Source organism: Pseudomonas sediminis (assembly GCF_039555755.1).
In the GTDB taxonomy this organism is placed as follows: Bacteria; Pseudomonadota; Gammaproteobacteria; order Pseudomonadales; family Pseudomonadaceae; genus Aquipseudomonas; species Aquipseudomonas mendocina_D.
Map to the genome: position 1 here is coordinate 4,194,456 of NZ_CP154631.1, position 24,738 is coordinate 4,219,193.

Sequence of the window (24,738 nt, forward strand, 5' to 3'; positions counted from 1 at the left end):
AAAAGCAATGTTCAAGTACATCTGGGACGTGCTGGTCGGTACCGGCACCCAACTGCGCAGCCTGGCCATGGTGTTCAGCCATGGCTTTCGCAAGCGCGACACCCTGCAATACCCGGAAGAACAGGTCTATCTGCCGCCGCGCTACCGTGGCCGCATCGTCCTGACCCGCGACCCCGACGGCGAGGAACGCTGCGTGGCTTGCAACCTGTGCGCCGTGGCCTGCCCGGTGGGCTGCATCTCGCTGCAAAAGGCCGAGACCGACGACGGTCGCTGGTACCCGGAGTTCTTCCGCATCAACTTCTCGCGCTGCATTTTCTGCGGCCTGTGCGAGGAAGCCTGCCCGACCACCGCAATCCAGCTCACCCCGGATTTCGAGATGGGCGAGTTCAAGCGCCAGGATCTGGTGTACGAGAAGGAAGACCTGCTGATCAGCGGCCCCGGGAAGAACCCGGACTACAACTTCTACCGCGTTGCCGGTATGGCCATCGCCGGCAAGCCCAAGGGCGCCGCGCAGAACGAGGCCGAGCCGATCAACGTGAAGAGCCTGCTGCCTTAGGAGTTTCTGATGGAATTCGCGTTTTACTTCGCCGCCGGTGTGGCGGTGGCAGCAACGGTCGGGGTGGTCACCAATACCAACCCGGTGCATGCCCTGCTCTATCTCATCGTCTCGTTGCTTGCGGTATCGATGGTGTTCTTCGCCCTCGGTGCGCCCTTTGCCGGTGCGCTGGAAATCATCGTCTATGCCGGCGCCATCATGGTGCTGTTCGTCTTCGTGGTGATGATGCTCAACCTAGGCCCGGCTGCCGCCGAGCAGGAGCGCAAGTGGCTGACGCCCGGTATCTGGGTCGGCCCGGCGACTCTCAGCGCCCTGCTGCTCGGCCAGTTGCTCTATGTGCTGCTGAATCATGTCAGCGACGCCCATATCGGCCACACCACAGTGGAAGCCAAGGCCGTCGGTATCAGCCTGTTCGGCCCTTATCTGCTGGCGGTAGAGCTGGCCTCCATGCTGCTGCTCGCTGCACTGGTCGCTGCCTACCACCTGGGCCGCCATGACGCCAAGGAGCCCACCGTATGACCGGTATACCTCTGGAACACGGCCTGGCCCTGGCCGGCGTGCTGTTCTGCATCGGCCTGGTCGGCCTGATGGTGCGGCGCAACATCCTGTTCATCCTGATGAGCCTGGAAGTGATGATGAACGCCGCTGCACTGGCCTTCGTCGTGGCTGGCGCCCGCTGGGGCGCGGCTGACGGCCAGGTGATGTTCATTCTGGTGATCACCCTGGCAGCCGCCGAGGCCAGCATCGGCCTGGCGATCCTGCTGCAGCTGTATCGCCGCTTCAACACCTTGGATATCGACGCTGCCAGCGAGATGCGCGGATGAACCTTCTAGCCCTGACTCTATTCTTTCCGCTGCTCGGCTGGCTGCTGCTGGCCTTCTCGCGCGGACGCTTCTCGGAAAACGCCAGCGCCGTCATTGGTGTCGGCTCCATCGGCCTCGCTGCGGCCAGTGCGGTCTGCGTGATCGCGCGTTTTCTTACTGAAGTCCCGGTTGGCGGCTCTTACAGCCTGACCCTGTGGCAGTGGATGAGCGTCGAAGGCCTGACGCCGAGCTTCACCCTGCATCTGGATGGTCTGTCGGCCACCATGCTCGGCGTGGTCACTGGCGTGGGTTTTCTGATCCATCTGTTCGCCAGTTGGTACATGCGCGGTGAAGAGGGCTATTCGCGCTTCTTCGCCTACACCAACCTGTTCATCTTCAGCATGTTGCTGCTGGTGCTCGGCGATAACCTGCTGGTGCTGTTCTTCGGCTGGGAAGGCGTGGGCCTGTGCTCGTACCTGCTGATCGGCTTCTACTACAAGCACGTGCCCAACGGTAACGCGGCGCTCAAGGCCTTCATCGTCACCCGCATCGGCGATGTGTTCCTGATGATCGGCATGTTCCTGCTGTTCATCAACCTCGGCACCCTGAACATCCAGGAGCTGATGGTACGGGCGCAGCAGCAGTACGTGGCCGGTGACGCCTGGCTGTGGGTCGCCACCCTGATGCTGCTGGGCGGCGCGGTGGGCAAGTCCGCCCAGTTGCCGCTGCAGACCTGGCTGGCCGACGCCATGGCCGGCCCGACGCCGGTGTCAGCGCTGATCCACGCGGCGACCATGGTCACCGCCGGCGTGTACCTGATCGCCCGTACCCACGGCCTGTTCCTGCTGACCCCGGAAATTCTCGAGCTGGTCGGCATCGTCGGCGGCGTGACTCTGGTGCTGGCCGGTTTCGCCGCGCTGGTGCAGACCGACATCAAGCGTATCCTCGCCTATTCGACCATGAGCCAGATCGGCTACATGTTCCTCGCCCTGGGCGTCGGCGCCTGGGACGCGGCGATCTTCCACCTGATGACCCACGCCCTCTTCAAGGCCCTGCTGTTCCTCGCCTCCGGTGCGGTGATTCACGCCTGCCACCACGAGCAGAACATCTTCAAGATGGGTGGGCTGTGGAAGAAACTGCCGCTGGCCTATGCCAGCTTCATCGTCGGTGGTTCCGCGCTGGCGGCCCTGCCGCTGCTGACCGCCGGCTTCTACTCCAAGGACGAGATCCTCTGGGAAGCCTTCGCCAGCGGCCATAGCGAGCTGCTCTACGCAGGCCTGGTCGGCGCCTTCCTGACCTCGATCTACACCTTCCGCCTGATCTTCATCGCCTTCCACGGCGAGCAGAAGACCGAGGCGCACGCCGGTCATGGCATCGCCCACAACCTGCCGCTGATGGTGCTGATCGTGCTGTCCACCTTCATCGGCGCCTGGATCACCCCGCCGTTGGCCGGCGTGCTGCCGCAAAGCGTCGGCCATGCCGGTGGCGAGGCCAAGCACAGCCTGGAACTGCTGTCGGGGCTGATCGCGGTGAGCGGTATCGTCATCGCCGCCCTGCTCTTCCTCGGCCAGCGCCGTGTCGCTTCGGCCGTGGCGCAGAGCGCGCCGGGTCGTCTGCTGAGCGCCCTGTGGTTCGCCGCCTGGGGCTTCGACTGGCTCTACGACAAGCTGTTCGTACGCCCTTACCTGGCGCTCTGCCACCTGCTGCGCCGCGACCCCATCGACCGCAGCATCGGCCTGATTCCGCTGCTTGCACGCGGCGGCAATGCCGCGCTGGTGCGCAGCGAGAACGGTCAGGTGCGCTGGTACGCCGCCTCGATCGCCGGGGGCGCCGTACTGGTGCTCGCCGCCATCCTCTTTTTGAGTTAAGGAAAACAGCCTGATGATTCTGCCCTGGCTAATCCTGATTCCCTTCATCGGCGGGCTGCTGTGCTGGCAAGCCGAGCGTTTCGGCCACGTCCTGCCACGCTGGATCGCCCTGATCACCATGGCTCTGCTGTTCGGCCTGAGCCTGTGGCTGTGGGTCAGCGGTGACTTTACCCTGGCCCCGGCACCCGGCAGCGAGCCGCGCTGGGCCCACGAGTTCGTCATCGACTGGATCCCGCGCCTGGGGATCACCATCCACCTGGCGATGGACGGCCTTTCGGTGCTGATGGTGACGCTAACCGGCCTGCTCGGTGTGCTGTCGGTACTCTGCTCGTGGAACGAGATCCAGAACCGCGTCGGCTTCTTCCACCTCAACCTGATGTGGATTCTCGGTGGCGTGGTCGGCGTATTCCTCGCCGTCGACCTGTTCCTGTTCTTCTTTTTCTGGGAAATGATGCTGGTGCCGATGTACTTCCTCATCGCGCTCTGGGGTCATAGCGGCAGTGACGGTCGCACCCGTATCACCGCTGCCACCAAGTTCTTCATCTTCACCCAGGCCAGCGGTTTGATCATGCTGCTGGCGATCCTGGCCCTGGTGTTCGTGCACTTCAACCAGACCGGCGTGCTCAGCTTCAACTACGCCGACCTGCTGAAGACCGAACTGGCGCCTGGCACCGAATACTTGCTGATGCTCGGTTTCTTCGTCGCCTTCGCGGTGAAGTTTCCGGTGGTGCCGGTGCACTCCTGGCTGCCGGATGCCCACGCCCAGGCGCCTACCGCCGGTTCGGTGGATCTGGCCGGTATCCTGCTGAAGACTGCCGCCTACGGCCTGCTGCGTTTCGCCCTGCCGCTGTTCCCCAACGCCTCGGCGGAGTTCGCGCCCATCGCCCAATGGCTCGGCGTGTTCGCCATCGTCTACGGCGCGCTGTTGTCGTTCGCGCAGACCGACATCAAGCGCCTGGTGGCCTACTCCAGCGTCTCGCACATGGGCTTCGTACTGATCGCCATCTATTCGGGCAGCCAGATCGCCCTGCAAGGTGCGGTGGTGCAGATGGTCGCCCACGGCCTGTCCGCTGCTGCGCTGTTCATACTCTGCGGCCAGCTCTACGAGCGCGTGCACACCCGTGATCTGCGCCAGATGGGCGGGATCTGGGCGCGCATGCCCTGGCTGCCGGCCATCAGCCTGTTCTTCGCTGCCGCCGCACTGGGCCTGCCGGGCACCGGCAACTTCGTCGGCGAGTTCCTGATCCTGATCGGCAGCTTCCCCGCTGCGCCCTGGGTCGGGGTGCTGGCCGCCTGTGGCCTGGTGCTCGGCTCGGTGTACGCCCTGGCGATGATTCACCGCGCCTACTTCGGCCCGGTAAAACAAGACGCGCCGCTGCCCGGCCTGAAAGCCCGCGAACTGGCCATGGTGCTGGGCCTCGGCGTGCTGCTGATTATGCTTGGCGTTTACCCGCAACCGGTGCTCGACACCTCCGCTGCCAGTATGCATGGCGTGCAGCAGTGGATGGCTGGCGCCCTCGATCAACTCGCCTCGGGCCGGTAAGGGTAAGGATTAGAGACTCATGGAACATCACGCTGTCGACTTCACCCTGCAACACCTGATCGCCCTGCTGCCACTGCTGGTGACCAGCCTCACCGCTGTCGTAGTGATGCTGGCCATCGCCGCCAAGCGCAATCACACGGTGACCTTCATCCTCTCGGTGGTGGGCCTGAACCTGGCGCTGCTGTCACTGATTCCGGCACTTGAGGTGGCGCCGCTCGAAGTCACTCCGCTGCTGCTGATCGACAAGTTCGCCTGCTACTACATGGCCCTGGTACTAGCGGCCAGCCTGGCCTGCATCACGCTGATCCATGCTTATCTGGGCGGTGATTCGGGCAAGGGCTATCCGGGCAACCGCGAGGAGCTGTACCTGCTGGTATTGCTGTCCGCAGCCGGTGGTCTGGTGCTGGTCAGCGCGCAGCATCTGGCCAGCCTGTTCATTGGCCTGGAACTGCTGTCGGTACCGACCTACGGCATGATCGCCTACGCCTTCTTCAACAAGCGCTCGCTGGAGGCCGGCATCAAGTACATGGTGCTGTCGGCCGCTGGTTCGGCCTTCCTGTTGTTCGGCATGGCGCTGCTGTATGCCGAGTCTGGCAACCTGGCCTTCGCCAATATCGGCGCCAGCCTGATGCGCGAGAGCAGCCAATTGGTGCAGATCGGCATCGGCATGATGCTGATCGGTCTGGCGTTCAAGCTGTCGCTGGTGCCCTTCCATCTGTGGACGCCGGACGTTTACGAAGGCGCTCCTGCGCCAGTCGCAGCCTTCCTGGCCACCGCCAGCAAGGTCGCAGTGTTCGCCGTGCTGCTGCGTCTGTACCAGATATCCCCGGCCATGAGCGGCGGCTGGCTGAGCGAGCTGCTGACCCTGATCGCCATCGCCTCGATCCTCGTCGGCAACCTACTGGCCCTGCTGCAGAACAACCTCAAACGCCTGCTCGGTTACTCCTCCATCGCCCACTTCGGTTACCTGCTGGTGGCATTGGTGGCGAGCAAGGGTCTGGCGGTGGAAGCCGTGGGCGTGTACCTGGCCACCTACGTACTGACCAGCCTGGGCGCCTTCGGTGTGATCACCCTGATGTCCACGCCCTACAGCGGCCGCGATGCCGATGCGCTGTACGAATACCGTGGCCTGTTCTGGCGCCGCCCGTACCTGACCGCCGTGCTCACGGTGATGATGCTGTCGCTGGCCGGCATTCCGCTGACCGCAGGCTTTATCGGCAAGTTCTACGTGATCGCTGCCGGCGTCGAGGCGCAACTGTGGTGGCTGCTCGGCGCCATGGTGCTGGGTAGCGCCATCGGCGTGTTCTATTACCTGCGGGTGATGGTCACCCTGTTCATGCGCGAACCCAACCTGCATCGCCACGACGCGCCCTTCGACTGGGGCCAGCGTGCCGGCGGCATCATGCTGCTGGTGGTGGCCCTGCTCGCCTTCTTCCTCGGCGTGTACCCGCAGCCGCTGCTGGAACTGGTGCAGCAGGCCGGACTGGTCGCCCTGGCGCAGTAAACGAAGCCCCGCAAACGAAGAGCCCCCGCAGATGCGGGGGCTTTCTTTTAAGGGTCGCGGCTGAAGCCCCTCCTACAGGTTTGTGGTGACTGGTGGGAGGGGCTTTAGCCGTGACAGCTTGTTGCGCTATCGACGAGCTACCAAAAACAGCCGCGGAAACGGCAACAACACTCGACCATCGGCCTGGGCCGCGTAGGCTTCACTGATCGCCGCCTGATAGCGTTCGAGAAAAGCTGCATGCTGCTCGGCATCCAACGGCTGCAGGAATGGCAGCAACGCAGTGGATTTGAACCACTCCACCACCGCAGCAGCATCGTCCAGCACATGGAAGTAGGTGGTACGCCAGATATCCAGCTCACTGGCCTGAGTACTGAGGATGTCGTAGTAAGTCTGTGCACTGTGCCGCTCAGCATGACGCACGTCACCAATCAGTTCAGCCCACGGCCCTTTTGCCGCCACTTCGCGGGCCAGACGATGCGCGGGCTCTTGCAGATTATCCGGTGTCTGGATCGCCAACCAGCCACCAGGTGCCAACTGCCCCAGCAATCTCGGGTATAGCTGGGCGTGATCGGGCAGCCATTGCAGCGAGGCGTTGGCGAGTATCAGCTGCGGCGCGCACTCGGCCTGCCAGTGCTGGATATCCGCCAACTGGAAAGTCACCTGCGGCAACCGTTCGCGCGCCGCACGCAACATGTCCTCGCTGCTGTCGATGCCGATCACCCGTGCCTCGGGCGCATGCGCCTGCAACACGGCAGTGGAGTTACCGGGGCCGCACCCCAGGTCGACGGCCAACTCGATACCGTTGCGGGGAACCGCCGCCAGCAGGTCATGCACCGGGCGGGTACGCTGACGTTCGAACAGCGAATATTGCTGGGCGGACCAACTCATCAGAAAACTCCTGGCTTCATTCGACCGGCAGAGGATAACAGGCCACGCGCCGCGCTCCGCACCGGCAGTTTTCCGCTGTAAAGCTGCTGGCACATGGCGGTTATCCGCCACCTCCTGTGCGCCAGATCACAGGCTTTTTACCAGCCCTGGCAGGCTGGCGTAAATTCGCCACACTGGCATAACCCTTGCCATGCAAGGATCAGCTCTGAACTGTCTGGGATGCTGCCTATATCCCCATAGCAGAACAGTGGAGCGACCAACACGAGGCCGCCGTAAAGGCGTCGCAACCGACAAGAAGAAAAGGAAGCAGTATGTTCAATCCAGCCCGCGCCCTGGCCGCATGCGCCTTGGCGTTAGCCTCTCTTGGTGCCAATACGGCACTGGCCGATGAACCTATCCTGATCAAGTTTTCCCACGTCGTCGCCGATGGCACGCCCAAGGGCCAGGGCGCACTGATGTTCAAGCAACTGGTCGAGGAGCGCCTGGCCGGCAAGGTCAAGGTCGAGGTCTACCCGAACTCCAGTCTTTACGGTGACGCCAACGAGCTGGAGGCACTGCGCAACGATGAGGTGCAGCTGCTGGCACCCTCCCTGGCCAAATTCGAGCAGTACACCAAGCAACTGCAAGTGTTCGACCTGCCCTTTCTGTTCGACGACATCGAAGCGGTCAATCGCTTCCAGAAGCGCTCCAAAGGCCGCCAACTGCTGCGCTCGATGGAAGACCAGAACATCGTCGGCCTGGCCTATTGGCACAACGGCATGAAGCAGCTTTCCGCAACGCGTGCGCTGCATACGCCCGGTGACGCCAATGGCCTGAGCTTCCGCATTCAGCCCTCGGCGGTGCTGGAGGCGCAATTCGGCCAGGTTGGCGCCAGCACCCAGAAGCTGCCCTTCGCAGAAGTGTTCAAGGCGCTGCAGAGCGCCCAGGTGCAAGGTGCGGAGAACCCCTGGTCGAACATCTACAGCCAGAAATTGCACGAAGTACAACCTTTCATCAGCGAAACCAACCATGGCGTGCTGGACTACATGCTGGTGAGCAACTCACGCTTCTGGTACGGCATCCCGCATCAGATCCGTGTGGAGCTGGAAGCCATCATCGATGAAGTCACCTATGCGGTGAACAAACAGGCTGAAGCCGCCAATCAGGCTGACCGCCAACGCATCGTGGATTCTGGTCGCAGCCAGGTCATCAACCTGACCGCCGAGCAGCGCCAGGCCTGGCGCGATGCGATGCGTCCGGTATGGGAACAGTTCCAAGGGCAGATTGGCAGTGACGTGATCAAGGCGGCGCAGACGGTGAACCGCAAGCATCGCGAATGACTCACAGCCGGCATGGCGGTTTTCCGCCACGCCGACTGCTTACTTCCTTCACCTACTGGGGCGCCTGCTGCTGTAGTCGCTCCACCTGCCAGCCGCCGCCGAGAGCAGCGATCAGCTGCACACTGGCAGTCAGCCGGCTACCCAGTAGCGTGAGATTGGTGCGTTCGTTGTTCAGCGCGGTGGCCTGTACGGTAACCACGCTGTTGTAGTCGACGGTACCGGCGCGGTACTGGTTCTCGATCAGACGCAGCGACTCGCGCGCCGCATCCAACGCCTCCTGCTGCACCCCGCTCTCCTGCTCCAGCACGCGCAGCTGCACCAGGTAGTCCTCCACTTCGCGGAAGCTGTCCAGCACCGCCTGGCGGTATTGCGCCACAGTCTGATCGTAGGCGGCTTCACTGCGCTCCACCTCCGCGCGGCGCGCACCGCCGTCGAACAGCGTCAGCGCCAGTTGCGGGCCCAGCGACCAGAAGCGGTTGGGCACTTCGATCCAGTCGGCGAAGCTGCTGCCCCTATAACCACCGCTGGCCGAGATAGTCAGATCGGGGAACCACGCAGCCTCGGCTACGCCGATCTGCGCGTTGGCCGCCATCACCCGGCGCTCGGCCGCGGCGACGTCAGGGCGGCGCTCGAGCAACTGCGAAGGCAGCGCCATGGGCACCTCGGGCAATGCCGGCAAGCTCTCACGTGGCGCGATGGACAGCTCGGCTGGGCTGACGCCGACCAGCACGGCAATGGCATGTTCGAGCTGCGCGCGCTGCCACTCGAGATCAATTGCCTGCGCCTGCGTGCTCTTGAGCTGAGTGGTGGCCTGGGTCACGTCGGACTTGGGCACGATGCCGGCTCGATACTGGTTCTCGGTCAGGCGCAGCGAGCGTGCGTAAGCGGCCACTGTCGCGTCGAGCAGGCGCTTCTGTTCGTCGAGAATGCGCAGTTGCAGGTAGTTCTGCACCAGTTCGCTCTGCAGGCTCAGGCGCGCAGCGGCAAGGTCGGCGGCGCTGGCCTCGAATTCGGCGCGGCTGGCCTCCAGGCCCCGGCGCAGCTTGCCCCAGAGATCCAGCTCCCAGGCTGCATTGAGGCTGAGGTCATAACTCTTGGAAATGCTTGACGCTCCAGAACCACTGACGGTGGTGCTGTCACCGCCACCCTGCCCGGCCCGAGTCACCCCGGCGCTGCCGGACAGCGTGGGATAGAAGCTGGCACGCGCACCGCGAACCAGTGCCCTTGCCTGGCGGTACTGGGCCTCGGCGGCGGCCAGGTTCTGGTTGGATAGCTGCAGGCGCTCGGCCAGTGCGTTGAGCTCGGCGTCGCCGTACAGCGCCCACCAGTTGCCACGCTCGAGAACATCTGCCGGCGCGGCGGCTTTCCAGCCCGCGACCTGTTTGAACTGTGCAGGTGCCGCCAGTTCGGGGCGCTGATAGTCAGGCCCCAGGGCGCAGCCGCCCAGCACGCCGGCCAGCAGCAAGGAAACAAGAGTTCGGGCGAAAGGAGCTCGATTCATAACGGATTTTCCAACGAAGCATCGGTGCGCACGCCGCGCCAGCGGTTGACGCGATGGCGCAGGCGGTCGAAATAGAGGTAGACCACAGGAGTGGTGTAGAGGGTCAGCATCTGGCTCAGTACCAGGCCACCGACGATGGTGATACCCAGCGGTTGACGCATCTCCGAACCTTCGGCACTGCCCAGCACCAGCGGCAAGGCGCCAAGGATCGCAGCCAGGGTGGTCATCATGATCGGTCGGAAACGCAGCAGACAGGCCTGGCGGATGGACTCCTGCGGACTCAGGCGCTCACCGCGCTCCAGCTGCAGGGCCAGATCGACCATCAGGATGGCGTTCTTCTTGACGATACCGATCAGCAGGAACAGGCCCAGCAGCGAGATCAGGCTGAACTCCATGCCTACCAGCTGCAGCGCCAGCAAGGCGCCAACGCCGGCCGACGGCAAGGTCGAAAGGATGGTCAGCGGATGTATGTAGCTCTCGTAGAGCACTCCCAACACGATATACACCACCACCAGTGCCAGCAGGATCATCAGCGGCTGATTGCCCTGGGTCTGCTGGAAGGCCGCACCGGTACCGCCCAGCATGCCCTGCACTTCGGTGGGCAGGCCGACCCGCGCCACGGCGTTGTCGATGGCGCGGCTGGCCTGATCCAGGCTGACCCCTTCGGCCAGGGAGAAGCCGATGTTCTCGGCGGCGAACTGGCCCTGGTGGTTGACCCGGTCCTCTTCCAGGCTGCGTTCCCAGTGGGCGAAGGTGGACAGCGGCACCCGTGCGCCATCGGCGGTGATCAGCTGAATCTGGTCCAGCGCCTCGGGGTGCTGGGCATAGAGCGGGTTGATCTCCATCACCACGCTGTACTGGTTCAGCGCTTCGTAGATGGTGGAAACCTGGCGCTGACTGAAGGCGTTGTTGAGCACTGCGGTGATCATACTCATCTCCACACCCAGGCGCTGCGCGGCTTCGCGATCCACCACCAGGCGAATCTGCTGGGCACCACTGTTCTCGCGGGCGTCGATATCGGTGAGTTCGGGCAACGCGCGCAGCGCTTCACGCACCTTGGGTAGCCACTCACGCAGGGCATCGAGGTCGCCCGAGAGCAGCATGTACTCGTTCTCCGAACTGCGCCCCTCGCGCCCGCCAATCTGCAGGTCCTGGTCCGGCATGAGGAACATGCGCCCACCGGGCACCTTCGGCACGCTGGCGCGCAGGCGGTTGATCACCTGTTGCGATAACACGCTGCGCTCGCTGATGGGCTTCAGGCGCACGATCATGAAGGCGTTGTTGATGCCTCCGGCACCGCCGATGAAGCCAGCGACGCTGTCCACCGCCGGATCGGCCAGCACCGCCCTGCGGAAAATCTCCATCTTCGGCTGCATGAGCTGGAACGACAGGCCATCGTCGCCGCGGATAAAACCGATCAGTTGGCCGGTGTCCTGCTGCGGCATGAAGGTCTTGGGAATGCTGACGAACAGGTAGACGTTCAGCGCGATGGTCGCCAGCAGGCTGATGACCATCAGCAACGAATGGCGCAGCGCCCAGTCCAGCGAACGCCCGTAGATAGCCAAAACCCGCGTCTGCAGGCGGTCGCCCCATTGCTGCAGGCGGCCGCGCGGTTGTTCGTCCTCGGCCTTGAGCCAGCGCGCGCAGAGCATCGGCGTCAGGGTCAACGACACCAGCAGGGAAATCACCACCGCCACGGCCAGGGTGATGGAGAACTCACGGAACAGCCGCTCAACGATGCCGCCCATGAACAGGATGGAGATGAACACCGCTACCAGCGACAGGTTCATCGACAGCAGGGTGAAGCCTACCTCGCGCGTGCCTTTGAACGCCGCCGCCACCGGCTTCTCGCCGTTATGGATGTGCCGGGCGATGTTCTCCAGCACGACGATAGCATCGTCCACCACCAGCCCGGTGGCGATGATCAGCGCCATCAGCGACAGGTTGTTCAGCGAGAACCCCAGCAGGTACATGGCGGCGAAACTGCCGATCAGCGACACCGGCACCGCCAGCGCCGGAATCAGCGCTGCGCGCCAACGCCCGAGAAACGCCAGCACCACCAGAATCACCAGGCCCACGGCGATTAGCAGCGTCTGCTCGGCCTCGTGCAGGGTGGCGCGGATTACCGGCGAGCGATCCATCGCCACTTCCAGCTCGACACTGGCTGGAATCACCTCGCGCAGCGCCGGCAGCTCGGCGCGGATGTCGCTGATGGTCTGCAGGATGTTCGCCCCGCTCTGCCGATTGATCACCAGCAGCACCGCTTCCTTGTCGTTGTAGAAGCCGCTGTTGTAGCGGTCCTCGACGCCATCGGTGACCGTGGCTACGTCGCCCAGGCGCACGGCAGCGCCGTCCTGGTAGCGGATGATCATCGGCAGGTAATCGGCGGCCTTGGCCAACTGGTCGCTGGCCTGCACCTGCCAGCGGCGCTGCTCGTCCTCGACCGCGCCCTTGGGACGCAGGGCGTTGCTGGCTGCGATGCTCTGGCGCACTTCGTCCAGCGCAATGCCATAGTGATCGAGCAGACGCGGCTCGAGGGAAACCCTAACTGCCGGCAGCGAACTACCACCGACCTGCACTTCGCCCACACCGCCAACCTGGGACAGCTTTTGCGCCAGGATGGTCGAAGCCACGTCGTACAGCTGGCCCTTGTTCAGCGTGGTACTGGTCAGCGACAGCACCATGATCGGTGCCTGCGACGGGTTGATCTTGCGATAGCTAGGCATGGTGCGCATGCCGCTGGGCAGCAGTTCGCGCGCCGCATTGATCGCCGCCTGTACCTCGCGCGCCGCGGTGTTGATGTCCTTGTCCAGGTCGAACTGGATCATGATCCGCGTGCTGCCCTGGCTGCTGCGGCTGTTCATCTGGCTGACCCCGGCGATCGAGCCGAGCGAGCGTTCCAGCGGCGTGGCCACGGTCGAGGCCATGATCTGCGGGCTGGCACCAGGCAGGCTGGCCTGCACGGTAATGGTGGGGAAATCCATCTGTGGCAACGGCGCCACCGGCAGCAGGCCGAAGCTGACGCCGCCGAGCAGCATGATCGCCAGGCTCAGCAGCAGCGTGGCCACCGGACGGCGAATGAAGGGGGCGGAGAGGTTCATGCGCGCCTGGCCTCAAGGCTTCGCCAGCCCTGTAGGGCACCTCTAAAAACTACCTGCGTTGCCATCGCTGCGTTAAAAACAGGCTCAAAATGCTCATTTACAACTCGTAAACTCCGCTTTTTCGCCTGTTTTTGCCTTGCGCTGGCTGCCTCGCCTACGTTTTTAGAGATGCCCTGTAGGAGCGGCTGGGCGGCATTCCGCTTCAGCCGCGAATCCCATGCAACGACCTTTTCGCGGCTGAAGCCGCTCCTACCACGGCGGCTCATACCGCGACCCCGGCGGCGCTACGCCCGCTGAAACGGCGCGACAGGCGATCGAAGTACAGATAGATCACCGGTGTGGTGAACAGCGTCAGCACCTGGCTGACCAGCAGGCCGCCGACCATCACCAGGCCCAGCGGCTGGCGCAGCTCGGCGCCGGAGCCAGAGGCGAGCATCAGCGGAATGGCCCCGAACAGCGCCGCCAGGGTGGTCATCAGGATCGGCCGAAAGCGCAGCAGCGCCGCCTGATAAATCGCCGCCTCAGGCGCCATGCCCTGATTGCGTTCGGCCTCGAGGGCGAAGTCGATCATCATGATCGCGTTCTTCTTGACGATGCCGATCAACAGGATGATGCCGATGATGGCGATCAGGCCCAGGTCGTTGCCCGTCAGCAGCAACGCCAGCAGCGCACCGACTCCCGCCGACGGCAGCGTGGACAAAATGGTGATCGGGTGGATATAGCTCTCGTAGAGCACGCCCAGCACGATGTACATGGTGACGATGGCCGCCAGGATCAGCAGCAAGGTCGACGACAACGACGCACGGAACGCCTCGGCAGCGCCCTGGAACTGGGTATTGATGCCGCCCGGCAGGCCGATCTCCTGCTCGACCCGCTCGATCACCGCCACTGCCTCGCCCAGCGACACGCCAGGGGCCAGGTTGAACGACAGGGTCACCGCCGGGAACTGACCGATATGGTTGATCAGCAAACTGGCGGGCCGCTCCTCGATATGCGCCAGGGATGACAGCGGCACCTGCTGGCCATCACCGGTGGCCACATGAATCTGACGCAATGCGGCCAGGCCGATACGCCCGCCATCGCGGCTCTCCAGCACCACGCGGTACTGACTGGCCTGGGTGTAGATGGTGCTGATCTGGCGCTGGCCAAAAGCGTCATACAAGGCATCGTCGATAGTGCCGACGTTGATGCCCAGACGCGCCGCGGCGTCACGGTCGATATCCAGGTAAACCTGCAAGCCGCGGTTCTGCAGGTCGCTGGCCACGTCGGTCAACTCCGGCTGCTCGCGCAGCGCCTCGACCAGACGCGGCGTCCAGGTTTCCAGCAACTGGCTGTCAGGCGACTCCAGGGTGAACTGGAACTGGGTGCGGCTGATGCGATCTTCGATGGTCAGGTCCTGTACCGGCTGCATGAACAATTCGATACCGGGAACCTTCGCCAGCTCCGGACGCAGACGCTCGATCACCTCGCTGGCGGTGACATCGCGCTCGGCGTGGGTTTTCAGGTTGATCAGCAAACGGCCGCTGTTGAGCGTGGGGTTATCGCCATCCACACCAATCGACGAGGACAGGCTGGCCACCGCCGGATCACGCAGGATCACATCGGCCAGACGTTGTTGGCGCTCGCTCATCGCGCTGAAGGAAATCGACTGCGGCGCCTCGGAAATGCCCTGGATCACCCCGGTGTCCTGCACCGGGAAGAAGCCCTTGGGCACCGCCATATACAGCAGCACGGTCAGACCCAGCGTGGCCACGGCCACCAGCAGGGTCAGCGGCTGGTGACGCAGCACCCACTGCAACCACACGCCATAGCGGTCGATCATGCGGTCGATAACGCCACCGGCCGCGTGGTAGAAGCGCCCTTCCGACTCGGGGTTTTCGGCCTTGAGCAGGCGCGCGCACATCATCGGTGTCAGCGTCAGCGATACCACCAGGGAAATCAGGATAGCCACCGCCTGGGTGATGGCGAATTCACGGAACAGCCGCCCCACCACATCGGCCATGAACAGCAGCGGGATCAACACGGCGATCAGCGACAGGGTCAGCGAGACCAGGGTGAAGCCGATTTGCCGGGCGCCCTTGAGCGCAGCGTTGAGCGGCGTTTCGCCCTCCTCCAGATGACGGGCAATGTTCTCCAGCATGACGATGGCGTCGTCGACCACGAAGCCGGTGGCAATGGTCAGCGCCATCAGTGTCAGGTTGTTGATGGTGAAACCGGCCAGGTACATCACGCCGAAGGTGCCGATCAGCGACAGCGGCACGACGATGGACGGAATCAGGGTCGCCGACAGCTTGCGCAGGAACAGGAAGGTCACCATCACCACCAGGGCGATGGCCAGTAGCAGCTCGTGCTGCACATCGCGTACGGCAGCGCGGATGGTCTGAGTGCGATCGGTGAGCACCTTGACCTCGACGCTGGCCGGCAGGCCTTCGGTCAGGTGTGGCAACAGGGTTTGGATGCGGTCGACCACATCGATGACGTTGGCGCCGGGTTGACGCTGCACGTTCACCAGCACCGCCTGATTGCGATTGGCCCAGGCAGCCAGGCGCTCGTTCTCGGCGCCGTCGATGATCTCGGCGACATCTTTCAGGCGCAATGCCGAGCCGTTCTCGTAGTTGAGGATCAGCTCGCGGTATTCGTCGACCGACTTCAGCTGGTCGTTGGCGTCGAGTTGGGAAACCCGTGTCGGCCCGTCGAAGTTGCCCTTGGGCTGGTTGACGTTGCTGGCCGTGATCAGGCTGCGCACGTCGGCCAGGCTCAGGCCATAAGACGCGAGCGCCTCCGGGTTGACGCGAATGCGCACGGCTGGACGTTGCCCGCCGGCCAGGGTCACCAGGCCGACGCCACTGGTTTGCGCCAGCTTCTGCGCCAGACGGGTATCGACCAGGTCGTTGACCTGCGGCAATGGCATCGTCTTTGAGCTCACCGCCAGAGTCAGCACCGGTGTATCAGCGGGGTTGACCTTGTTGTACACCGGCGGTGCCGGCAGATCGCCAGGCAAGAGGTTGCTCGCCGCGTTGATCGCCGCCTGCACTTCCTGCTCGGCCACCGCCAGGGAGACATCGAGATTGAAGCGCAGGGTGATCACCGAAGCGCCGCCCGAGCTGGTCGAGGACATCTGCTTGAGCCCGGCCATCTGCCCGAACTGGCGCTCCAGCGGCGCGGTCACGGCGCTGGTCATCACATCCGGGCTGGCGCCTGGGTACAGGGTCAGCACGCGGATGGTCGGGTAGTCCACCTCCGGCAGCGCCGACACCGGTAGCAGTCGGTAGGCGATCAGGCCGCTGAGGAAGATCGCCACCATCAACAGCGTGGTAGCGACCGGCCGCAGGATGAATGGGCGGGAGATGTTCATGCGTCATTCCGCGCCGCGGTCCGACCAGGCTCACGCCGCCCTTCGCTCTTGGATTCCTGCACGGCAGTGGGGTCGACTACCTCCACTTCGCTACCGTCCCGCAGACGATCGGTGCCTTCCATGACCAGCCGCTCGCCCGGCTGCACACCCTCGCTGACCATGCTGCGTTCAGCGTCGCTGGCGGCGATGGTGACCAGACGGATGCTCACCTTGTTATCGTCACCCACGACGTAGACGAAGGTACCCTGGGTGCCGAACTGCACCGCAGCGGACGGAATGATGGTGGCGGCCTCACGGGTTTCAACGCGCAAACGCACGTTGACGAACTGATTGGGGAAGAGCATCTGCTCGGCGTTGTCGAAGCGCGCCTTGAGCTTGACCGTACCGGTGGTGGTGTCGATCTGGTTATCCAGGCTTTCCAGTACGCCCTCGGCCAGTTTCAGGCGTTCGCCACGATCCCAGGCCTCGACGGCCAGGGTCGTGCCGTCGCGGCGGCGCTGCAGTACAGCAGGCAGATCGCCCTCGGGGATGGTGAAGATCACCGCGATCGGATCGGCCTGGGTGATCACCACCAGGGGGGTGGTATCGCCGCTGCTGACCAGGTTGCCGATATCCAGCTGACGCAGACCGAGGCGACCGTCGATGGGCGCGCGAATCTGGGTGAAGTCGAGGTTGAGCTTGGCCGTGGCGACGTCGGCCTGGTTGCTCTGCAGACTGCCACGGTACTGGTTGACCAGCGCCTGTTGGGTGTCCAGGGTCTGTTTGGCGATGCTGTCTTCGTCGTACAGTCCCTTGTAGCGCTGTAGGTCCAGCTCGGCGTTCTTCAGTTGCGCCTGGTTTTCCTGCAGCGCCCCCTGCGCCTGCTGCAAGGCCACCTGGTAAGGACGAGGATCGATCACCGCCAGCAGGTCACCGGCCTTGACCTGCTGGCCCTCCTCGAACAGCACCTTGACCAGCTCACCGTCGACCCGCGAACGCACGTTGACCGTGTTGTAGGAAGTCACCGTGCCAAGCGCCTTGAGCTCGATGGCGAACTCACCCTGCTTGACCTCGGCCATGCGCACCGGCACAGGCCCCATGTCACCGAAATGGCCACGGCCCATCTGCTGGCTTTCTGGCTTGCTCGGCCAGAACCACCACAGCAGCAGAAGCAGTACGACGAGCAACGTCAGGCCAATCAGCCACTGACGGGAGGAATTCGATGGAGACGGGGAAGCATTCGACATGGCAGGCGCAATATCACTTTTGATGGGAGTCGGCACGATAAGCACTGGCCCGCGTCAAGCAAAGCCCATTTACCCGCTTTTTACGCTGCCCTTACGTTACTAACTGTTTGAGTCCGCGAAAAAATCTGCATCGGGCAACGGACTGTCGACGTGCCCAGAACGTTCGGCTTGGTGCACAAATAAAAACGGCCTGCGAAGCAGGCCGTTTTATCGAACCAGCTGCGAGTTACTTCAGCGCGGCCAGAGCAGCTGCGTAATTCGGCTCATCAGCGATCTCGCCAACCAGCTCGCTGTGCAGCACCTTGTCGCTTTCATCCAGCACTACCACGGCGCGCGCGGCCAGGCCGGTCAGCGGGCCGCTGGCAATGGCCACACCGTAGTTCTTGAGGAAGTCGGCGCCACGCATGGTGGACAGATTGACCACGCTTTCCAGACCTTCGGCACCGCAGAAGCGTGCCTGGGCGAATGGCAGGTCAGCGGAGATGCACAGCACCACGGTATTGTTCAGTTGACCGGCTTCGGCGTTGAACTTGCGCACGGAGGTAGCACAGGTCGGGGTGTCGACGCTGGGGAAGATGTTCAGCACCTTGCGCTTGCCAGCCAGGCTGGCCAGGGTGACGTCGCTCAGGTCGCCAGCGACCAGGCTGAACGCCGGCGCCTGTTGGCCGGCCTGCGGCAGTTGGCCGTCGACCTGCACCGGGTTGCCTTTGAGAGTGACTTGCGCCATGGGAGTTTCCTTATCGTTCAGGGAGTTGAAGGACAAATGTGTGACATGGGGTTCGCCGTGGCGAATGCTCCATCGAATGGCAGGTCACGGCCCGACCATGCGTCCAGACTAGCGCAGAAGCGCCGCCGATACACCCGCAGCCATGTAGGGATTTAGCATAAAGGTGGCGCGACCATCAGAAGTCCCGGCGATAGAACAGGTCGAGCGAGCTGGCCAGACCGCTGGCGGCCTCAAGGTACAGGCGCCGGCTCAGCTCGTAACGCAGAGCAATGGTGTTGGCCGGCTCGAACACACCCACGCCGTAACGCAGGCTCAGGCGCTCGGTGATATTGCCGCTGGCCACCACACTGGTGGTCACGCCACTGCCTTCAGTGTCGAGCTGGAAGTCCTGAATACCCAGGCTGTTGGCCAGGCCGGTGGTAATAGAACTGCTGCCGGCCAGACCGAGTGCCAGCGCTGCCTGGCCCAACATATTGTTGTCACCACTGCTCTGCCCCAGTGGCCGGCCCAGCACCAGATAGGACAGTGCCTGCTCCTGACTCATGGCCGGCTCGGCGAATACAGTAGTCGTGGGCTGCTCGGCGCTGCCGGACAGGCGAATACCGGCCACCACGGTGTCGACCCGGCGAATCGCTTCGACGTCGAGGAACGGCTGGTCGATGGGCCCGGTAAACAACAAGCGCGCGCGGCGAATGGTCAGGCGCTGGCCGTAAGCACGGTAGCGCCCGTTGACCAGATCCAACTCACCACGCGTATCGAGGTCGTTGCCAATATGCACGCGTCCACGCAGGTCGGCAGTCAGGCCGAAACCGCTGAAGGCCAGCTTGTCCTGGCCAACCTCGACATCGACATCCATGGCAATGCCCATGCCTTGATCGGCTTCCGGCACTTCACGACCGACCACCCGCGCGTCGTTGGAGACTTTCACGGTAGACGGCGGCAGCTCACGCACGCTGATCAGGCCGCGCGGCACACCAACTTTGCCGCTTACAGCCAGACGCTGGGCACGCAGTTGTAATTGCAGATCGGGCTCGACCTCCAGCTCAGCGTAAGGCTCGACCTTTACCGGCAGACGCTGCCCCTGCATCGACAGATCACCAATCAATCCATCGGCCCAGTTCAGTTCACCGCTCAGGTTACCGCGGCCGTTCTCACCACTGCGCCAGTTACCCGATAGCTGCACCTGCTCACCCGCGATCAACGCCTGTAGCTGCAAATCCTCCAGGCTTACCGGCAGTTGGTTACCGGACAACTCACCGCCTTCCAGGCGTATCTGGCCGTTGATCTGCGGCGTCAGCAGATACCCGGAAATATTGCCACTGCCCTGCAGGCGCCCTTCTATTTTATCGGCGACTGGCACGAACGGGCGCAACACCGCCAGATCGAAGCCGCTCAGGCGGAACTCGCCATTCAGCGGTTTGTTCTCCGGCCTGGGGTCGATCTGCGCCTGCAACACCAACTCACCCAGGCGGCTGCTGACGAAACGCAGCTCACTGTCCACCCGCTGCGGGCGTAGCGTGCTGTCCAGGCGCAGGCTGTCATAGGGAAAATCCAGCCACTGTTCTTCATCCGGCTGACGAATACGCAGGTTGCCGCCGCCAGCATCGAGCGTGACCTGGCCGTTGGGGCCACTGCCGGGCAGCTCGACCTTGAGCTGCCCGTCGAGACGCCCCTGCCAGGCGAAATCATCGGGCAACCAGGGCTGCAGGCTGGCCAGGGGGAAATTCTCCAGGCGCCAGTCCAGGCTGGGCTGCGGCATCAGCCGTTGCTGCCCGCCGCAGAGCCTGGCGTCACCGGACTGCCAGCAATGCGCCCCCAGGTTCAGGCGGCCGCTGACCAGGCGCTCCAGGCTCGCAGCCTGCTGCAGCTGCCAGTCCTGGCCGCCGCTCTGCACACGGCCACTGGCAATGCGCCCGCGCCAATCACCCTGCTCGCTGAGGTTACCGTCCAGTGCCAAGGCCAGCTGCAGCAGCGGGCCTTGCAGATTCAGCTCCAGTGCCTGACGGCGCTGGTCGCCACGCCCCTCAGCCTGTAGGCGCCCAAGATAGGTATCGCCGATACGGATACCGCGCAGATTCAAACCGATCTGCGCCTGCTGGCGAGCATCCAGCGTCGCGTCCAGCTGCAGGCGGCGCAGACTGGGGTCGCCAAAAGCAAGACGCTCCCCGCTCAACGCAAGCTGGCCTTGCGGCGCTTGCAGCGTACCGGCCAGGGACAGCTGGCCCTGTATCTGGCCTTGCAGGCCGGGCCAGAGCTGTCCCAGACGCGGCAACGCCAATTCCAGCTGACCACGCAAGCGCTGATCCAGCGCACCCTGGCCGTTGATCCGGTTATCGCCCAGGCGCACCAGTAATCGCTCGAGCTGCCACTGCTCGCCGGCACCTGCACCCTGTACCTGTAATTGCGCTGGCTGGCCACGCAGACGGCCGTTGAGGTCGATATCGGCCTTGGCCTGCAGCGCACCGGCATTGAAGCTACCCGAGGTATTCAACGGCCCCGCCAGACTACCCGGCATCTCAGCCAGCCAGTAACCCGGATCGAGGGCGCTGAGCTGCAGCATGGCCTGCCAATCGATAGCGTCGGCGAAACCGACCTTGACCACCCCTTCGGCACGGCCCTGGCCAGCCACCAGCTGCAATTGCGGCAGGCTGACCTGGCCGAGATCGCCACTGACCGGACTGCTCAGACTGAAGTCCCCTGCCGGCCCCTTGAGCTGCGCAGCGAAGTTACCCAGGTAGTTACCTTCGCTGTAGCTGACTTCGGCCTGCAGTTGCTGCAGTGCCACGGGCGGCAGCTCATCCAGCGGGTACAGGCGCTGCCAGGGGAAATTCAGCCAATCGAGCTTGGCATCAGCCTGAAACGCCTCGCTCCAGGCGAGCATGCCGCTGAGCTGCAGATGCTGCTGATCCTCGGCCTCGATGCGCAGCAATTCGATATCCGCGCCCTTGGCATCGACCCTGCCACGCAATGTCAACGGCATCGGCGCCTGTTCGGCGGGCAGAGTGGCGCTGCCATCGATGCGATAGCCGCTGCTCAGGTCACCCTTTGCCGACAAGGTAAGCGCCTGCAGGTGCAGCGTCTGCGGCAAACCGCTGCTGGCCTGAAAATCCTGGCTGGTCAGGCGCAGTTCAGCGGGCAGATGCTCAGACAGCGCCTGCACCTGTCCTTCGAAACGAGCATCGAGATAGCCACTGCTATCGGCCTCGATCGTCAGGTTGCGTTGCAATTCGCCGCCCACCTGCAGCGCCACCTGCCAGGCCTTGCCATCGACCTCCGGCAACTGCAGGCGACCACTCAGGGTCAAGGGCCAATTGCCCTGTGGTGTCAGCTGACCACTGACGTCCAGACTCAGGTCGTCACGCTGCAAGGCCAGGCGCTGCAGCTCCACGCCCTGCTCGCTCCAACTGGCGATCAGTTCGAGATCGCTCAGTTGCGCCTGGCCGTCCAGACGCAACTCACCCAACTGGATATCGCCCAATTGCAAGCGCAGTGGCAGGTTGAGGTTCGGCAGGCTCAACGGCTCATCGCTGGCCTCCGCACTTTCGGGCAGAGTCACGGCGACCTGCTGCAGATGCAGACGATCCAGGCACAGCGTCAAGCGCAGTAGGCAGGACGGTGACCAGGTCATGTCCAGCTGCTGCAACTCAACACTCAGCTCGTCCTGCTGCCAGATCAGCGCATCGGCCTGCCAGGCACCCCCGAGACGTCCTGCGAAATTGTCGACCTGCACCCCAGGCACTTGGGCCAGCAGCCAACGGCTACCGCCCTGCGTACCGAGCATCGCCCATAAAGCGGCTACGAGCAGCAGCACAAGACCAAGCAGACCGCCGGCCAACCATTTCAGCAGGCGCCGGCTCATAGTTCAGGCCCCATGGAGAAATGCAGGCGTACTCCACCGTCATCATCCAGCGCGTGGGCAAGGTCCAGGCGCAGCGGGCCCACCGGCGAAACCCAGCGCACGCCGAAGCCGACACCCGTCTTCAAGGTGGGGATGTCCAGCGAATTGAAGGAGTTGCCCTGGTCGATGAAGGTCGCCAGACGCCACTTGTCAGTGAGGCTGTACTGGTACTCGGCGCTGGCGGTGAACAGGTAACGGCCGCCAATCTTGTCGCCTCGGTTGTTCTCCGGCGACAGACTCTGATAGTCGTAACCGCGCACGCTCTGATCGCCACCGGCGAAGAAGCGCAGCGACGGCGGCACAGCGGAGAACCCATTGGTTTCGGTACCGCCGAACTGCACGCGGCCGAGCAAACGGTGATTGTCGAATACAGTGGTCAGGCCCTTGAGCATGACGTTGCCGTGCAGCACGTTGGCATCGGACAGCACGCCCTCGACGGCGCCGCGCAAATCGAACTGCACCCGGTAGCCCTGGTTAGGGTCGAGCCGGTTATCGCTGCGCAACAGCGAATAGCTGACGCCGGGCATCAGCAAGGTGCTCAACCCGGAATCGTCGCCCAGGCGATATTCCTCGCGCTGCCATTTCACCGACAACACGCGTTGCCAGCCACCGGGGCGCTGGCTGTGCCATTCCGGGCCGAGGGTGAGCAGGCGGCTCAGGCTGTCCTTGCTGGCCAGCTCTTCATATTGATAACCGCCGGCCAGGCGCAACTTGTCGGTCAGTGGCGGATCACCGGGAATGTCGTACCACAGGCCAACGTTCTGCCGCGGTGCGGATAGCTCGGTTTCGATGCCGTAGCTATGCCCCTGCGGATTGCGCCAGTGGCGCGTCCAGTTGGCGCGCAGACGCGGCCCGACGTCGGTGGAAAAACCCAGCCCCAGGCCCATGGTACGTGGCTCACGTACCTGCAGCGCCACTGCCACGGGGATGCGCAACTGGTCAGCCTGGGTCGGGATAGCATCGACCCGCACTGACTCGAAATAGCCGCTGGACTGCAGCGCCTGATACAGCTCGGCGATCAGTTCGGAGTCGTAGGGTGTGTCCGGATCGAACGGCACCATGCGCAGCAGCAGCTCTTCATCGAACGGGAAGTCACCGCTGAAAGCGATATCGCCCAGGCTGTAGCGCGGCCCACTGACGAATACCAGCTCAATATCGGCCACCCCGGCGGCCGGATCGATCTCCAGGCTCTGGCGAGAGAAGCGACCGTCGAAGAAACCATAGCGCGAGGCCTGATTCTGGATCAGCCGCTTGGCGTCCTCATAGCGCCCATGATTGAGCACCGAACCTGCTTTCAGACGGCTGGCATTGGGCACGCGAAAGGCCGGTATCTCGCTGGCAGGCCCCTCGATGCGGATGTCGACATTGCGCAGACGGATGCGTTCGCCGGGCTCCACCTCGAGCACCAGACGCAGTGTTTCCCCCTCTTCGATCCGGCTACGAATGCGCGCCTGGTAATAACCCAGGGCCTGAGCCGCCTTGTCGGCCTCGCTCTCGGCGATACGACGCAAGCGCCGCAACGAATGCGCGTCGCGCCCATCCAGGCTGCCGACATAACCTTCGATATTAGCCTTGAGAGCCGAATTGCTCGGGGTGATTCGTACGTCGAGTTCGCTCGCTGCGAAGGCCCCCGTACTGATCAGCAGCAGCGCCAGGCTGCGCTGAAAATGTCCATATACGCTCATGGCGGAGGATGATACCACGGAGCGGAGCCCGCGCCAGAGCCGTTGCGTTTCTGCCAGACAGCCGGGGTTCAGGCGCTTGCTTTGACCACTGGCTGAGGGTTGGGATGAAAGAACACGTGCTCGACCACCGGGCCAATGGCCAGCTCACCAATTTCTTCGTAACCCTGGCGCCGATAGAACTCCAGATAGCGCGCATTGCCGGTGTCCAGCACCACCCCTTGCGAGCCGCTGTCATGCGCGCACCAGTCGTGCAGCGCCTCGAGCAGCTGTTCGCCGCGATGCTGGCCCTGGAACTCCGGGTGAATGCCCAGGAGCGGAAGCACGTGATAAGGACCGGGAGGCAGGCTTGCGAGCACCGCATCGTGGTATTCGAGGTAGCGCTTGGTGCAGCCAAAGCCGGTGCTCAGCAGCATGCGCAGACGCCAACCCCAGCTCTCGGTGATATCCAGGCGACGCTGTGGCGGTGCGATCAGCGCTGCGCCGATCAACCGGTCATCGATCAGCAGGCCGATGGCCGGCTGGTCTTCAGCGAAGTGCTGCTGCACCAACTCGCGAATCGTCGCGCGCACGCGCTGATCGAAACCCGGGCGTTCGGCTTCGAACAGGTAAGCGAAGGTCGGCTCGTGACGATAGGCATGGTAGAGCAGCGAGCGTACCTCACGGGCGTAACCACCATCGAGCATGCGCACTTCTGCTGGAGCGTTATGGGGCATGGCGGACCTCTTTTTTTATAGATTGTGGGTCAGGCGCGGTATAGCCAACTT

The 24,738-nt window shown here is 63.6% G+C and carries 16 protein-coding genes; 7 read left to right on the plus strand and 9 right to left on the minus strand.

What is annotated here, in order from left to right:
- Positions 1-7 precede the first annotated feature (7 nt).
- The 6 genes from nuoI to nuoN are packed head-to-tail and all read left to right on the plus strand — an operon-like array spanning position 8 to position 6,274.
- Entirely contained in the window at positions 8-556 is a 549-nt protein-coding gene (gene nuoI, locus AAEQ75_RS19800) for an NADH-quinone oxidoreductase subunit NuoI (RefSeq protein ID WP_003460474.1), read from the plus strand.
- Positions 557-565: 9 nt separating this feature from the next.
- Complete coding sequence (gene nuoJ / locus AAEQ75_RS19805) at positions 566-1,075, plus strand: NADH-quinone oxidoreductase subunit J (protein WP_343350202.1); 510 nt, start codon at positions 566-568, stop codon at positions 1,073-1,075.
- Positions 1,072-1,380 carry an NADH-quinone oxidoreductase subunit NuoK gene (gene nuoK / locus AAEQ75_RS19810; RefSeq protein ID WP_003460477.1) on the plus strand — a complete coding sequence of 103 codons (309 nt, stop codon included), beginning with the start codon at positions 1,072-1,074 and terminating at the stop codon, positions 1,378-1,380. The genes nuoJ and nuoK overlap by 4 nt, the downstream gene beginning before the upstream one ends.
- Positions 1,377-3,227, plus strand: coding sequence for an NADH-quinone oxidoreductase subunit L (gene nuoL, locus AAEQ75_RS19815; protein ID WP_343350203.1), 1,851 nt, complete (start codon positions 1,377-1,379; stop codon positions 3,225-3,227). Before nuoK ends, nuoL begins: the two co-directional genes overlap by 4 nt.
- A 13-nt stretch (positions 3,228-3,240) precedes the next feature.
- Positions 3,241-4,770 (plus strand): NADH-quinone oxidoreductase subunit M, encoded by a 1,530-nt coding sequence (gene nuoM / locus AAEQ75_RS19820; protein ID WP_343350204.1) that lies wholly within the window; start codon positions 3,241-3,243, stop codon positions 4,768-4,770.
- A gap of 19 nt (positions 4,771-4,789) precedes the next feature.
- A complete protein-coding gene (nuoN, locus tag AAEQ75_RS19825) occupies positions 4,790-6,274 on the plus strand; it encodes an NADH-quinone oxidoreductase subunit NuoN (RefSeq protein WP_343350205.1) in 1,485 nt (494 codons plus the stop codon).
- 126 nt (positions 6,275-6,400) lie between these two features.
- Here the strand turns inward: nuoN and tam are convergent, their stop codons facing one another.
- Entirely contained in the window at positions 6,401-7,162 is a 762-nt protein-coding gene (gene tam / locus AAEQ75_RS19830) for a trans-aconitate 2-methyltransferase (RefSeq protein WP_343350207.1), read from the minus strand.
- Positions 7,163-7,473: 311 nt separating this feature from the next.
- Between tam and AAEQ75_RS19835 the strand changes: the two genes are divergently transcribed.
- A complete protein-coding gene (locus AAEQ75_RS19835) occupies positions 7,474-8,481 on the plus strand; it encodes a TRAP transporter substrate-binding protein (RefSeq protein ID WP_343350208.1) in 1,008 nt (335 codons plus the stop codon).
- 52 nt (positions 8,482-8,533) lie between these two features.
- On the opposite strand, the gene AAEQ75_RS19840 is transcribed toward AAEQ75_RS19835, so the two are convergent.
- The 8 genes from AAEQ75_RS19840 to AAEQ75_RS19875 all read right to left on the minus strand — a co-directional run bounded on the left by AAEQ75_RS19840 (position 8,534) and on the right by AAEQ75_RS19875 (position 24,687).
- Entirely contained in the window at positions 8,534-9,982 is a 1,449-nt protein-coding gene (locus tag AAEQ75_RS19840; protein ID WP_343350209.1) for an efflux transporter outer membrane subunit, read from the minus strand.
- Positions 9,979-13,083, minus strand: a complete 3,105-nt coding sequence (locus AAEQ75_RS19845) for a multidrug efflux RND transporter permease subunit (protein ID WP_343350210.1) — start codon at positions 13,081-13,083, stop codon at positions 9,979-9,981. Before AAEQ75_RS19845 ends, AAEQ75_RS19840 begins: the two co-directional genes overlap by 4 nt.
- Positions 13,084-13,345: 262 nt before the next feature.
- Complete coding sequence (locus tag AAEQ75_RS19850) at positions 13,346-16,438, minus strand: MdtB/MuxB family multidrug efflux RND transporter permease subunit (protein WP_343350211.1); 3,093 nt, start codon at positions 16,436-16,438, stop codon at positions 13,346-13,348.
- On the minus strand, positions 16,435-17,664 hold the full coding sequence (locus AAEQ75_RS19855; protein WP_343350212.1) for an MdtA/MuxA family multidrug efflux RND transporter periplasmic adaptor subunit: 1,230 nt from the start codon (positions 17,662-17,664) through the stop codon (positions 16,435-16,437). The genes AAEQ75_RS19850 and AAEQ75_RS19855 overlap by 4 nt, the downstream gene beginning before the upstream one ends.
- Positions 17,665-17,890: 226 nt before the next feature.
- Entirely contained in the window at positions 17,891-18,391 is a 501-nt protein-coding gene (gene tpx, locus AAEQ75_RS19860) for a thiol peroxidase (RefSeq protein WP_143503850.1), read from the minus strand.
- Between the two features lie 175 nt (positions 18,392-18,566).
- Complete coding sequence (locus tag AAEQ75_RS19865) at positions 18,567-22,250, minus strand: translocation/assembly module TamB domain-containing protein (protein ID WP_343350213.1); 3,684 nt, start codon at positions 22,248-22,250, stop codon at positions 18,567-18,569.
- Positions 22,247-23,974 carry an autotransporter assembly complex protein TamA gene (locus AAEQ75_RS19870; RefSeq protein WP_343350215.1) on the minus strand — a complete coding sequence of 576 codons (1,728 nt, stop codon included), beginning with the start codon at positions 23,972-23,974 and terminating at the stop codon, positions 22,247-22,249. The genes AAEQ75_RS19865 and AAEQ75_RS19870 overlap by 4 nt, the downstream gene beginning before the upstream one ends.
- Before the next feature lie 68 nt (positions 23,975-24,042).
- A complete protein-coding gene (locus AAEQ75_RS19875) occupies positions 24,043-24,687 on the minus strand; it encodes a GNAT family N-acetyltransferase (RefSeq protein ID WP_343350216.1) in 645 nt (214 codons plus the stop codon).
- Positions 24,688-24,738 lie beyond the last annotated feature (51 nt).